Consider the following 13,218-nt stretch of genomic DNA (forward strand, 5'->3'; position numbering starts at 1 on the left):
ACGTACCCAGGAACCTGCCCTGACCTGCCCCACTGCGACCGGAGGACCGGCGGCGTGACCGAGCGAGAGCCGAAGGCCGACATCCCCCCGACGATCCCGGAGACCCAGGCCCGGATCGCACCGGCCGATCCGCTCGCCGCCGTCGAACCGGTGCCCGCCGAACCCGAGCACGTCCCGGAGCCCCCGGACGTGAACTTCGCCGAGTACTACCACGAGGCACGGCCGCGCACGCTGCGTCACCGCGCCCGGGTGCGGTCCACCGTGCGGCGCCGCTCGGTGGCACAGGACGGCCCGGCCTCGGGGGAGAACCCGGTCTACGTGTCGTGGCTGCTGTCCCAGTCGATGCTGGGCCACGCCGACGAGCTGGCCCGCCAGTTCTCCGGGCAGGGCTCGATGTGGCAGAACCCCTACGCCAGCCCCGGCCCGCGGCACGCGGTCGAGACGGCGTCGGTGTGGTTCACCGCCTACCCGATCTCGCTGATCACCGCCTCCGGCGAGTCGTTCCTCGCGTCGCTGGGCAACGCCGAGCTCTGGCAGGCGTTCGAGACGATCGGCATCGAGGGCGTCCACACCGGGCCGGTGAAGCGGGCGGGCGGGCTCTCGGGCTGGCAGCCCACCCCGAGCGTCGACGGCCACTTCGACCGCATCTCCAACGAGCTCGACCCGGCCTTCGGCACCGAGGACGAGTTCCGCGCGATGTGCGCGACCGCCACCTGGCACGGCGGCACGATCATCGACGACATCGTCCCCGGCCACACCGGCAAGGGCCCCGACTTCCGGCTCGCCGAGCTCGCCTACGGCGACTACCCGGGCATTTACCACATGGTCGAGATCGAGCAGTCCGACTGGGGGATGCTGCCGGACGTGCCGCCGGGGAAGGACTCGGCCAACCTGGACGCCGCGACCGAGGAGGCGCTGGAGAAGGCCGGCTACATCGTCGGGCGGTTGCAGCGGGTCATCTTCTACCGCGAGGGCGTGAAGGAGACCAACTGGTCGGCGACCGGCGAGGTCACCGGTGTCGACGGCGTCGTGCGGCGCTGGGTGTACCTGCACTACTTCAAGGACGGCCAGCCCTCGGTGAACTGGCTGGACCCGACCTTCGCGGGGATGCGGATGGTCATCGGTGACGCCCTGCACTCGCTGGCCGACCTCGGCTCCGGTGCGCTGCGCCTGGACGCCAACGGCTTCCTCGGCGTGGAGAAGGCCGGCTCGGGGAACCCCGGCTGGTCGGAGGGGCACCCGCTGTCCGAGGCCGCGAACCACCTCATCGCGAGCATGGTCCGCAAGGTCGGCGGGTTCACCTTCCAGGAGCTGAACCTGACCGTCGACGACATCAAGGTCACCTCCGAGGCGGGCGCGGACCTGTCCTACGACTTCATCAACCGCCCCGCCTACCACCACGCGCTCGCGACCTCGGACACCGAGTTCCTGCGGCTGACCCTGCGCACCGCACTGGACCTCGGCGTCGACCCGGCGTCGCTGGTGCACGCGCTGCAGAACCACGACGAGCTGACCTACGAGCTCGTGCACTGGACGGCGGGCCACACCGACGAGCTGTTCCACTTCCGCGGGGAGGAGATGCGCGGTGGCGACCTGGCCGACACGATCCGCCGCGACCTGTGTGACGTCCTCACCGGACCGGACGCGCCCTACAACCTGATCTTCACGACGAACGGGATCGCCTGCACCACCGCGACCGTGATCGCCGCGTCGCTCGGGATCTCCGCCCTCGACGACATCGGCCCCGACGACGTCGCGCGCATCCGGCGGGTGCACCTGCTGCTGGTCATGTTCAACGCGTTCCAGCCCGGGGTGTTCGCGCTGTCGGGCTGGGACCTGCTCGGCATGCTCACGCTGCCCCCGGACTCGGTCTCGGACCTGCTGAACTCCGGGGACACCCGGTGGGTCTCGCGGCCCGCGCACGACCTGATGGGGCACCGCCCGGACGCCGAGAAGTCCTCGTCGGGCATGCCCCGCGGACGCAGCCTGTACGGGTCGCTGCCCGACCAGCTCGACGACGAGGCCAGCTTCGTCCGGCAGATGCAGGCCATCCTCGCCGTGCGCAAGCGTTCCGGGGTGGCGACGGCCCGCCAGGTCGACGTCCCGGACGTGTCGCACCGCGGCCTCCTGGTGATGGTGCACCAGCTCGACGACGACCGGACCAGCGTGACCGTCCTGAACTTCGCCGACGAGCAGGTCGACGCGTTCGTGCGGTCCGAGCACCTGACCCCGGGCGCGACGGTCACCGACCTGTTCTCCGGTGACACCGTGGGCACCGTGGACGACCTCAACGGCTTCCGGATCGGGATGGCACCGTTCCGGGCGACCGCCGTGGTCCTGGAGCCCACGGCCGAGGACCCCGACCCCGCCTGATCCGCCCCGCCGCCTTCCTCACCCGCCGCACGCCCCGCCCGATGCACGGCCCCGGGCCCCGGGCGCCTCGGGTGCCGGGCGCCAGGCCTCGGGTGCCCCGGGCCTCGGGTCATGCACGAACGGGCCCTTCGTACGAAAGGTTCGTACGAAGGGCCCGTTCGTGCGATGGCGGGGTGGTGCCCGTCGAGCGGAGAGAGGGGTCAGAGCAGCGGGGTCTGCGCCGGCAGGGCGATCACGTGGGCGACGTGGTCGGTCGGGATCAGCCGCACGAAGTTGTACTCGCCCCAGCGGTAGGAATCGCCCGACACCTCGTCGTGCACCTCCACGACGTCGGTGTAGCGCAGCCCCAGCGCCGGCATGTCCAGCTTGAGGGTGCCCTGCTGGGGCGCCGTCGAGTCCAGCGTGCACACCACCAGCACCTGGTCACCGGTGGAGGGGTCCAGCTTGGAGAACGCGATGATGTTCGCGTTGTCCACCTCGTGGAGGTGGATCTCGCGGAGCTGCTGCAGCGCCGGGTGCGCACGGCGGATCTCGTTGAGCCGGGTCAGGTACGGCTCCAGCGAGCGCCCCTGGTTGAGCGCGGACTCGAAGTCCCGCGGGCGCAGCTCGTACTTCTCCGAGTCCAGGTACTCCTCGCTGCCCGGCTTGACCGGGGTGCCCTCGTAGAGCTCGAAGCCGGAGTAGACGCCCCAGGTGGGCGCCATCGTCGCGGCCAGGGTGGCCCGGATCGCGAACATCGCCGGACCGCCGGTCTGCAGCGACTCGTGGAGGATGTCCGGGGTGTTGGTGAACAGGTTGGGGCGGCACTCGTCGGCGTGCTCGGCGTGCATCGTCGCGAACTCGGCGAGCTCCTCGGCCTCGGTCCGCCACGTGAAGTACGTGTAGGACTGGGTGAAGCCCAGCCGCGCCAGCCCGAACAGCCGGGCCGGGCGGGTGAACGCCTCGGCCAGGAACAGCACCTCCGGGTGGGTCCGCTTGACCTCCCAGATCAGCCAGTGCCAGAAGTTCGGCGGCTTGGTGTGCGGGTTGTCGACCCGGAAGATCGTCACGCCGTGCTCGACCCACTTCAGCACCACGCGCAGGCACTCGGCGTAGATGCCGGCCGGGTCGCGGTCGAAGTTCAGCGGGTAGATGTCCTGGTAGCGCTTCGGCGGGTTCTCCGCGTAGGCGATCGTCCCGTCCGGGCGCACCGTGAACCACTCCGGGTGCTCGGTGACCCAGGGGTGGTCGGGCGCGCACTGCAGCGCCAGGTCGAGCGCGACCTCCAGACCGAGCTCGTTCGCCCGGGCGACGAACGCGTCGAAGTCGTCGAAGTCGCCCAGCTCGGGGTCGATCGCGTCGTGCCCGCCCGCGGCGGAGCCGATCGCCCACGGGGAGCCGACGTCACCGGGCTCGGCGTGGGCGGAGTTGTTGCGGCCCTTGCGGTGCACCGTGCCGACGGGATGGATCGGCGGCAGGTAGACGACGTCGAAGCCCATCCGCGCGACCCGGTCGAGCTCCTTGGACGAGGTCGCGAACGTGCCGTGCACCGGGCGGCCGGTCTCGTCGCGGCCGCCGGTGGAACGGGGGAAGAACTCGTACCAGGAGCCGTAGAGCGCGCGCGGCCGGTCGACGAAGATCGTCCGCTCCGGGCCGCGGGTGATGAGCTCCCGGACCGGGCGCTCGGTCATGATCGCGACGACGGCGTCGAACAGCGCCGGGGCGACCCGCGCGCGCAGCGGCAGCGCGGTGTCCCGCAGCGTGTTCGCGGCACCGAGCAGCAGGTCGCGGCTCTCGGACTCGGCCGGGCGCCGCCCGACCCTGGCGAGCAGCCGGGCGCCGACCTCGAGGTCGTTGGCCAGCTCCTCGGCGGTCTGGCCCGCGGCGATCTTCTTCTCCACGGCCGAGCGCCAGGTCGCCCACGGGTCGCTCCACGCGTCGACGCGGAAGGTCCAGCGGCCCTCGGCGTCGGGGCGGACCCAGGCGACGAAGCGGTCCGTGCCCACACCGTCGGGCTGCATCCGCACGTACTGCGCGTCGCCCGGCGTCCCGTCGGCCGACAGCGGGGTGAACACGACGTTCGCCGCGACGGCGTCGTGTCCCTCCCGCCAGACGGTCGCCCGGATCGGCACGACCTCGCCGACCACGGCCTTCGCCGGGTCTCCGCTCTCCACGAACGGGGTCACGTCGTCGATTCCGAGCCGACCGGTCATCGGCTGCACCCCCAGGAAATTGTCACCGTCGGTAGAAGTCCCACCAGAGTCGAGACGGTCAGTCTGACGCCGCCACGTCACCTGTCGCCACACCCGCGGGACCATCGGCGTGAACGGATCGGAACGGATGTGGACGGAACCGATTCGACGTGCACGGACCCGTGGATCCCGCGGCAGTGCGACCCTACCGGTGGGACCCCGTCCCGGCCGGACGGGACGCCGCGTGCGTGTCGGTGTTCCCGGCTACCCTCGCGGCCGTGAGAGCCCTCCGCCGTTTCACCGTCCGTGCCCAGCTCCCCGCTCCGCTCGCGCCGCTGCAGACACTGGCGACGAACCTGCGGTGGACCTGGCACGCGCCGACCCGGGACCTGTTCGCCTCGCTCGACCCCGACGCGTGGGACGCCAGCGGCCAGGACCCGGTCCGCCTGCTCGGCGAGATCCCCACCGCGCGCCTGGCCGAGCTGGCCGCGGACGAGGCGGTCGCCGCCGAGGTCGCCGAGCGGGCCGCCGAGCTGGAGGCCTACCTGGCCGAGCCGCGCTGGTACCGCGGCGACGACGCCCGCGATGCGGGCCGGCCGTCCGCCGTCGCGTACTTCTCGATGGAGTTCGGCGTCTCGGAGGTGCTCCCCAACTACTCCGGCGGTCTCGGCGTGCTCGCCGGAGACCACCTGAAGGCGGCCTCCGACCTGGGCGTCCCCCTCGTCGCGGTCGGCCTGCTGTACCGCTCCGGGTACTTCCGCCAGTCCCTCTCGCTCGACGGCTGGCAGCTCGAGCACTACCCGGCGATCGACCCGCAGGGCCTGCCGCTGCAGCTGCTCACCGACGCCTCCGGCGCGCCGGAGCTGGTCGAGGTCGCGATGCCGGGGGACCGCACGCTGTACGCGCGGATCTGGCAGGCCGCGGTCGGGCGGGTCCCGCTGCTGCTGCTCGACACCGACATCGAGGAGAACGCGGGCGACGGCGGCGGCACCGACCTGCGCGGGGTCACCGACCGGCTCTACGGCGGCGACCAGAACCACCGGATCCAGCAGGAGATCCTGATCGGCGTCGGCGGGGTCCGCGCGGTCCGCGCGTTCTGCCGGCTCACCGGGCACCCGACGCCGGAGGTCTTCCACACCAACGAGGGCCACGCCGGGTTCCTCGGCTGCGAGCGGATCCGCGAGCTGTGCACCGGCTCGGCCGTGTCGTCGAACGGCGCGGGCCCCGCGTCGGTGTCCGCGTCGTCGGGCGGGCTGGACTTCGACGAGGCGCTCGCCGCCGTCCGCGCGGGGACGGTGTTCACCACCCACACCCCGGTCCCGGCCGGCATCGACCGGTTCGGCCTGGACCTGGTGCGGCACTACCTGACCGACCGGCTGCTGCCCGGGCTGCCCACCGAGCGGCTCCTCGCACTCGGCGCCGAGGGGCCCTCGGGGACCGACACCGCGACGTTCAACATGGCGCACATGGGTCTGCGCCTGGCCCAGCGCGCCAACGGGGTGTCCCGGCTGCACGGCATCGTGTCGCGGGAGATGTTCGGCGGGCTGTGGGCGGGCTTCGACCGGGACGAGGTGCCGATCGGCTCGGTCACCAACGGCGTGCACGGCCCGACCTGGGAGGCCCACCAGGTCACCGAGCTCCTCGGTGAGCCCGGCAGCTCCCCGGCCGAGGTGTCCGACGCCGACGTCTGGGCGTTGCGCAACACCCTGCGCTCGCGGCTGGTCGACGAGGTCCGCCGCCGGGTGCGTGCCGCCTGGCTGGAGCGCGGTGCGTCCGAGCCCGAGCTGGGCTGGACCGACCACGTCTTCGACCGGGACGTGCTCACCGTGGGCTTCGCCCGCCGGGTCCCGACCTACAAGCGGCTGACCCTGATGCTGCGCGACGCGGACCGGCTGCGCAGCCTGCTGCTCGACCCGCACCAGCCGGTACAGCTCGTCGTCGCGGGGAAGTCGCACCCCGCCGACGACGGCGGCAAGGCGCTCATCCAGCAGATCGTGCGCTTCGCCGACGACGCCGGGGTGCGCCACCGCATCGTGTTCCTCCCGGACTACGACATGTCGATGGCCCGCTACCTGTACTGGGGCTGCGACGTCTGGCTGAACAACCCGCTGCGCCCGCTCGAGGCCTGCGGCACCTCCGGCATGAAGTCCGCGCTCAACGGCGGCCTGAACCTGTCCATCCGGGACGGCTGGTGGGACGAGTTCTACGACGGCGCCAACGGCTGGGCCATCCCGACCGCCGACGGCGTCGAGGACCCGGCCCGGCGCGACGACCTCGAGGCCAACGCCCTCTACGAGCTCATCGCGACCCAGGTCGGCCCGGCGTTCTACGACCGCGTCGACGGCGTCCCGCACCGCTGGGTGGAGATGGTCCGCCACACCCTGACCACGCTGCGGCCCAAGGTGCAGGCCACCCGCATGGTGCGGGAGTACGTGCAGGACTGGTACACCCCGGCCGCCCGCGCCGCCGCCGACGCCGCGGCGTCGGACTACGCGGTCGCCCGGGACATCGCGCTGTTCCGGGCCCGGCTGGACAAGGCCTGGAACCACGTCCGGATCACCGGCGTCGACGCCTCCGGGCTGCCCGACACCCCGGTCGTCGGGTCACCGATGACCGTCCGCGCCGGGGTCGACCTGGCCGGTCTGGAGCCGGGGGACGTGACGGTCGAGGCCGTCGTCGGGCGGGTCGACTCCTCCGACGAGCTGGCGGACCCGGTGACCGTCGCGATGGAGCACCGCGGCGACGGGTCCTGGGAGGTCGCGGTGCCGCTGCCGCACGCGGGGCTGACCGGGTACACGGTGCGGGTGCTGCCGCACCACGCGCACCTGGCCTCCTCGGTGGAGCTGGGACGGATCGTCCTGGCGGGCTAGGGCGCGTCTCCTAACCCGGCTGGTCGGGCCTGCGCGATGATCAGTAGGTGTCGCGCCGTGCCGTCCTGACCGATGCCCAGTGGGACCGACTCGAGCCGTTACTGCCCTCGTCGGACGGGATGCCAGGGCGCCCGTTCGCCGATCACCGCAGAGTGATCGAGGGGATCATCTACCGGTTCCGCTGCGGGCTGGCCTGGCGTGATGTCCCGGTCGAGTTCGGGCTGTGGCAGACCCTATGGAAACGCCACCGCCGCTACTGCGGTGACGGCACCTGGGACCAGGTTCTCGCAGCTCTGCTCGCCGATGCCGACTCCGCCGGTCTCGTGGACTGGGCCGTGTCGGTCGACTCGACGATCATCCGCGCTCACCAACACGCCGCGACCCTGCAGCGGGACACAGGGGGCCGGATCGAACTACAAGAATCTGCTGATCGAGCCGCCCGATCACGCGTTGGGCCGCTCCCGCGGAGGGCTCGGCACGAAGATCCACCAGCTCGTTGACGGACACGGCCGCCCGCTGGTCGTACTGGTCGGCCCTGGCCAGGCCGGTGACGCCCCGATGTTCGCGCACCTGATGTCACATCTGAGCGTCGGACGGGTCGGTCCGGGCCGACCGCGGACCCGGCCCGAGCGGGTCCGCGCAGATAAGAGGTCGTTTCAGAACGACTTGTCGAGTTTCCATTGACCCCTCGACGACAGATCAAACGGCAGGTCAGATAGCCGCTTGTCGTCTACAACAGACACGTCGACCTCGTTCTGAAATGACCTCTAAGAGCGTCCGGCAGTAGAGGTGGCCGTGTGTCGGTGTTGGTAGAGACACGGACCTGCAAGTGATCATGGGATTGCTGATGTCCTGATGATCGTGTGGAGAGTCCGTGCCTCTGCTGCCAGCATCTCTGATCGAGCCCTTGTGGGGCGAGTTCGCCGCTCTGATCGGGTCTGACCGGCCCGAGTTCGACCCGGCCCATCCGTGGGGCTGTCACCGTCGCCGGATCTCTGATCGGGTCGTGTTCGACCACGTCGTTGCCGCTCTGGTGCACGGTAGTGGCTACGAACGCATCGCCACGCCGGGTTGCTCGGACCGCACCATCCGCCGCCGTCTCGATGACTGGGCCACCGCGGGAGTCAGCGAGGAACTGCTCCGCACCGCGCTGGCCGGTTACGACCAGATACTCGGCCTGGATCTTGACGATCTGGCGGTCGACGGATCGATCACCAAGGCACCAGGCGGAGGCGAGGTGGCCGGCCGCAGCCCTGTCGGCCGCGGCAAGCAGGGCACGAAACGGTCCGTGGCCTGCGATGACCAGGGCATCCCGCTGCACCTGGTCGCGGCGCGAGCCAACGACCATGACTCGCCCCTGCTGGAACCGACCTTGACCGGCATCGTGACGATGATCGGCCCGCTGCCCCGCCACCGCGACGCCCACGGTGGTGATCTGTTCCCGACCGTGCACCTGGACCGCGGCTATGACTCCGGCAAGACCCGTACTCTGCTGCACACCCTGGGCTTCACCGGCGAGATCGCGACCACGGGGGTCCCGGCTCCGATCCAGGCAGGACGACGGTGGCCCATCGAGCGCACGCACTCCTGGATGAACGGCTACGGCAAGCTGCGCCGGTTCACCGATCGCCGGAAGATCATCGTCGAGTTCTACCTCAACCTCGCCGCCGCGCTCACCGTGATCCGCCGGCTGATCAACCGTGCCCGCAGCCGCTACCGCTGGACAACCCGACCCACGACCCGTCGACTCCGATAACCATCAATCGCCGGACGCTCTAAGAGGTCGTTTCAGAACGACTTGTCGAGTTTCCATTGACCCCTCGACGACAGATCAAACGGCAGGTCAGATAGCCGCTTGTCGTCTACAACAGACACGTCGACCTCGTTCTGAAATGACCTCTAAGGCCTACTCCTCACGCGCCATCCGCGCCCACCTGCGCGGACGACGGATCGTCGCGGTCATCCCGGAGCCGGCTGACCAGCAGGGACACCGGAAACGACGCGGCACACGCGGCGGCCGAACACCGGCGTTCGACCGGGTCGACTACCGCGGCCGCAACGTCGTCGAACGCGGGTTCTGCGAGGTCAAGCAGTGGCGCGGCCTCGCGACCCGCTACGACAAGCTCGCGCTGACCTTCCGCGGCGGAGTTGCACTGAAGGCCATCGTCACCTGGTTGCGCACTTTAGAGGTCGTTTCAGAAGTCGGCGTGTCGGTCCTGTGTGGATCGGCGCTGGTAGCTGATCATGTCCGGTCGTGGCGCGGCGATCTTGTGTCGAGCGATTGGTGAGCGACGAGCTGTGGGCGCTGGTGGAGCCGCTGCTGCCCAAGCCGCGCAAGCACAAGCGGGGACGGACAGGCCGTCCGCGGGTGCCGGATCGGGCCGCTCTGGCCGGGATCGTGTTCGTGCTCAAGACCGGGATCAGCTGGAACGCGCTGCCCGCCGAGCTCGGCTGTGGGTCCGGAGTGACCTGCTGGCGGCGGCTACGGCAGTGGCAGCAGGCCGGGGTCTGGGCCCAGCTGCACCGGGTGATGCTCGACCGCCTCGCCCAGCAGGGCCTGCTGGACTGGTCGCGGGCGGCGGTGGACAGCGTGAGCGTGCGGGCCAAGCGCCGCGGCGAGGCCACCGGGCCCTCGCCGACCGATCGCGGGAAGGCGGGCAGCAAGTACCACGTGCTCTGCGACCGAGGCGGGCTCCCGCTGCATGCGCTGGTCACCGGGGCGAACGCCCACGACAGTCGGATGCTCGCCCCGCTGCTGGACACCAACCCCGGCGTCCGCGAACGGGCGGGACAGCCGGGGCGTCCGCGACGTCGGCCGGACAAGGTGCACGCCGACAAGGGCTACGACTATCCCCGCTGCCGCCGCTACCTGAGTGGGCGTGGGATCGGGGTGCGGATCGCCCGGCGCGGGATCGAGGACTCCACCCGGCTCGGGCGGGTCCGCTGGGTCGTCGAGTGCACCATGTCCTGGCTGCTGGACTTCCGCCGCCTCGCGCTGCGCTACGACCGCGCCGAATCCACGATCACCGCGCTGTTATCGCTGGCCTGCGCCCTGATCTGCCACCGCCGCCTCACCAAGCCGAAGCCGAAGCCGAAGTGATGGTCGACCCAGCCCTCGCTGAGGCACTCGCCTACGAGGTCGGGGCCAGCGGCCGCCAGGCCAGCCACTCCAAGGCCCGGTCGGCCTCGTCAGGGTCGAAGCGGTGCGGGTCGAACGGCCCGCCCGCCCACTCCAGGCGCTCGGCGCGGTCGGGATGGTCAGGGTCGGCGAGCACGGCCTGGAAGTCCTCATACCCCCCGATCCCGCCGACGTCCTCGGGCGGGCACGCCCCCTGCCCGGCGACGCATCGCGGATAGCACACTCCCGGCTCGACGGCCGCGACCGCCTCGACGGTGATCTCGTGGGCCCAGTTGTCACCGAAGTCGTAGACGTAACCGAACCGGTCACCAGCCTTGACCAGCCGAAACAGCTTCTCTTTCGTCTCGTCGGCGACATCCTGTCCGGGCCAGTCCGGGTCTGGGATCCCGTAGCGGCGCCCGACGATCTCGAACTCGTGCAGATGAGAGTTCGTCCAGCCCATCACTGACTGCACCACCTCGTGTAACACCGCCAAGTCGACCTCGCCCGGCACCTGCACCCGACGCCGGACCGCCGGCACCACCTCGGTCAGGACGATCTCCAACTCGAAAATCTTCGTCTTCTCAGACACACGAGGCGCGACCATCAGCCGATGCTGCCAGCCCCGCCGTCACCGGCAGAACCGGGCCCACCACTTCTGAAACGACGTCTTAGAGGTCGTTTCAGAACGACTTGTCGAGTTTCCATTGACCCCTCGACGACAGATCAAACGGCAGGTCAGATAGCCGCTTGTCGTCTACAACAGACACGTCGACCTCGTTCTGAAATGACCTCTTAGGAGACACGCCCTAGTGTTGCGGTAACTAGGTTACTTTACTCACGGGCTGGTTTACGGGATCATGAGCTGTGCCGTTGACTGTGACCGTGGACGTTCCGGCCGCCGACCGCGAGGTGTTGGAGTCCTGGCTGCGTTCCTCGTCGGTTTCGGCGGGACTGGCCCGACGGGGCAGGATCGTGTTGCTGGCCGCGGACGGGGTGGCGGTCAAGGACATCGTCACACTGGTCGGGGCGTCGAAGGCGACGGTGATCGGGTGGAAGAAGCGTTACGCCGCTGAGGGGATCGCCGGGCTGGCCGACCGGCCCAAGGCGGGCCGGCCGCCGGTGATCGACGAGGTCGCGGTCGTGCTCGCCACGCTGGAACCGCCGCCTGAGCGGCTCGGAGTCACGCACTGGTCGTCACGGCTGCTCGGTGCCGAGCTCGGGATCTCCCACGTGTGGATCGGCAAGATTTGGCGGCGGTGGGGGCTGCAGCCGTGGAAGTCCGAGACGTTCAAGTTCTCCACCGATCCCGAGCTCGAAGCCAAGGTCCGCGACATCGTCGGGTTGTATCTGAACCCGCCGGACAAGGCCGTCGTGCTCTGCGTCGACGAGAAATCCCAGGTCCAGGCCCTGGACCGGACAGCGCCGATCCTGCCGATCATGCCCGGTATCCCGGAGAAACGGACGCATGACTACGTCCGTCACGGCACCACCACGCTGTTCGCGGCGTTAGAGGTCGCGACCGGGCGGGTCGAGCAGGCGTGCCTGCCGCGGCATCGCCATCAGGAGTTCCTGCGGTTCCTCAAGCAGGTCGCGAAGGCCTACCCGCGGCGCAAGCTGCACCTGGTGGTGGACAACTACGCGACCCACAAGCACCCCGCAGTGAAGGCCTGGCTGGCCCGCAACCCGCGGATCACCCTGCACTTCACCCCGACCTCGGGATCGTGGCTGAACATGGTCGAGGTCTTTTTCGGGGTCATCACCCGCCAGGCCATTCGCCGTGGCAGCTTCGGCAGCGTCAGAGAACTGATCGGCGCGATCGGCCGGTTCATCGACGGCTGGAACGAACGCTGCCACCCGTTCATCTGGACCAAACCCGCAGACCACCTACTCAACCACTGCCGACCCGGTCAAAGAACATCGTTTACGCGACACTAGCCGAGCACGGTCCGGGCGGTGGCGCGCTCGCCCCGCGGGGCGACGGTGGTGAGCGCGAGCTCCTGCGGCCCCGGGGGCAGTGCACCGACGACGATGTCCTGCGTGGTGGCGCGACCGCCGCAGGTGCCCGACCAGAGCACCCGGCCGGCCGTGGTCAGCGTGCAGGGCCCGGAGACGTACGGGTCGACCGGGGCCTCCCGGGTGGCCCGGACGTGCACGGTGCCGTCGGCGGCGCGGGCCGCGGTGATCGACATCGTGACGGCGCAGGGCGCCTGCTCGCCGAACGTGGTGAGCACGGCGGGCCCCGGCCCGGACGGGTTCCCGTCGACGTCGTGGTCGACCGCGTGCACCGACACCGTGAACGGCGCGAGGCAGTAGTCGCCGTACACCGGGCCGCTCGCCGTCGTCCCGGTCGGCGCCGCGTGCAGCACCTCGCCGGTGGAGCCGCGGACCTCGACGACGTAGTCGGTGCGCAGCGCCCCGCCGTCGGTGGCGGGCGGGGACCAGGACACCTGCAGAGCCAGCCCGCGGGCGCCGCCGCCGGGGACCGCGGACACCTGCAGGGACTGCACCGGCCCCGGCGGGGCGGGCGCCGCGGCGGGGCCGGCGGGGCGGGTGCCGCCGCCGTCGTGAGCAGGACGGTGGCCGCCGCGGCCGCGAGGGCTGCGGTGGCGCGGACGAGGCGAGGAAGCGCTCGGGGCACGTGGACTCCGGTTCCACAGACGACAGTGGCACCCCACGTATCGTT

General features: G+C 70.7%; 12 protein-coding genes. 8 read left to right on the plus strand and 4 right to left on the minus strand.

The genetic code is table 11. The features are described from left to right. Positions 1–54: 54 nt before the first annotated feature. The gene (gene treS / locus KPF47_RS17570; RefSeq protein WP_224389820.1) at positions 55–2,373 is read left to right on the plus strand and encodes a maltose alpha-D-glucosyltransferase; all 2,319 of its coding nucleotides are present in this window, start codon (positions 55–57) and stop codon (positions 2,371–2,373) included. 200 nt (positions 2,374–2,573) lie between these two features. Here treS and KPF47_RS17575 read toward each other — a convergent pair whose 3' ends face one another. Beyond that, positions 2,574–4,565 (minus strand): alpha-1,4-glucan--maltose-1-phosphate maltosyltransferase, encoded by a 1,992-nt coding sequence (locus KPF47_RS17575; RefSeq protein ID WP_224389821.1) that lies wholly within the window; start codon positions 4,563–4,565, stop codon positions 2,574–2,576. Between the two features lie 257 nt (positions 4,566–4,822). Between KPF47_RS17575 and glgP the strand changes: the two genes are divergently transcribed. The 6 genes from glgP to KPF47_RS17605 all read left to right on the plus strand — a co-directional run bounded on the left by glgP (position 4,823) and on the right by KPF47_RS17605 (position 10,514). Then, positions 4,823–7,414, plus strand: a complete 2,592-nt coding sequence (glgP, locus tag KPF47_RS17580) for an alpha-glucan family phosphorylase (protein ID WP_224389822.1) — start codon at positions 4,823–4,825, stop codon at positions 7,412–7,414. 47 nt (positions 7,415–7,461) lie between these two features. Further along, complete coding sequence (locus KPF47_RS17585) at positions 7,462–7,914, plus strand: IS5 family transposase (RefSeq protein ID WP_224387966.1); 453 nt, start codon at positions 7,462–7,464, stop codon at positions 7,912–7,914. Next, a complete protein-coding gene (locus KPF47_RS17590; RefSeq protein WP_224389123.1) occupies positions 7,865–8,098 on the plus strand; it encodes a hypothetical protein in 234 nt (77 codons plus the stop codon). The genes KPF47_RS17585 and KPF47_RS17590 overlap by 50 nt, the downstream gene beginning before the upstream one ends. 190 nt (positions 8,099–8,288) lie before the next feature. Then, the gene (locus KPF47_RS17595) at positions 8,289–9,170 is read left to right on the plus strand and encodes an IS5 family transposase (protein ID WP_224389823.1); all 882 of its coding nucleotides are present in this window, start codon (positions 8,289–8,291) and stop codon (positions 9,168–9,170) included. Then, positions 9,115–9,702, plus strand: coding sequence for a transposase (locus tag KPF47_RS38845; protein ID WP_374108857.1), 588 nt, complete (start codon positions 9,115–9,117; stop codon positions 9,700–9,702). The genes KPF47_RS17595 and KPF47_RS38845 overlap by 56 nt, the downstream gene beginning before the upstream one ends. Then, on the plus strand, positions 9,669–10,514 hold the full coding sequence (locus KPF47_RS17605) for an IS5 family transposase (RefSeq protein ID WP_224389824.1): 846 nt from the start codon (positions 9,669–9,671) through the stop codon (positions 10,512–10,514). The genes KPF47_RS38845 and KPF47_RS17605 overlap by 34 nt, the downstream gene beginning before the upstream one ends. Before the next feature lie 31 nt (positions 10,515–10,545). Here the strand turns inward: KPF47_RS17605 and KPF47_RS17610 are convergent, their stop codons facing one another. Together KPF47_RS17610 and KPF47_RS38850 are read right to left on the minus strand one after the other, a co-directional pair. Beyond that, complete coding sequence (locus KPF47_RS17610) at positions 10,546–11,139, minus strand: plasmid pRiA4b ORF-3 family protein (protein WP_224386178.1); 594 nt, start codon at positions 11,137–11,139, stop codon at positions 10,546–10,548. Between the two features lie 76 nt (positions 11,140–11,215). Then, on the minus strand, positions 11,216–11,338 hold the full coding sequence (locus KPF47_RS38850) for a hypothetical protein (RefSeq protein WP_255659617.1): 123 nt from the start codon (positions 11,336–11,338) through the stop codon (positions 11,216–11,218). A 67-nt stretch (positions 11,339–11,405) separates the two neighbouring features. Here KPF47_RS38850 and KPF47_RS17615 point away from each other — a divergent pair, with 67 nt between their 5' ends. Beyond that, the gene (locus KPF47_RS17615) at positions 11,406–12,470 is read left to right on the plus strand and encodes an IS630 family transposase (protein ID WP_255658826.1); all 1,065 of its coding nucleotides are present in this window, start codon (positions 11,406–11,408) and stop codon (positions 12,468–12,470) included. Here KPF47_RS17615 and KPF47_RS17620 read toward each other — a convergent pair. Then, on the minus strand, positions 12,467–13,042 hold the full coding sequence (locus KPF47_RS17620; protein WP_224389825.1) for a hypothetical protein: 576 nt from the start codon (positions 13,040–13,042) through the stop codon (positions 12,467–12,469). The genes KPF47_RS17615 and KPF47_RS17620 overlap by 4 nt on opposite strands. Positions 13,043–13,218: the final 176 nt, after the last annotated feature.

It is taken from the genome of Pseudonocardia sp. ICBG1293 (assembly GCF_020131355.1).
Lineage (GTDB): Bacteria > Actinomycetota > Actinomycetes > Mycobacteriales > Pseudonocardiaceae > Pseudonocardia.

Excerpts from the sequence above, each read along its gene's own strand:
- KPF47_RS17575 (WP_224389821.1), bottom strand. The coding sequence starts at position 4,565 with ATGACCGGTCGGCTCGGAATCGACGACGTGACCCCGTTCGTGGAGAGC.
- KPF47_RS17610 (WP_224386178.1), bottom strand. The coding sequence starts at position 11,139 with ATGGTCGCGCCTCGTGTGTCTGAGAAGACGAAGATTTTCGAGTTGGAG.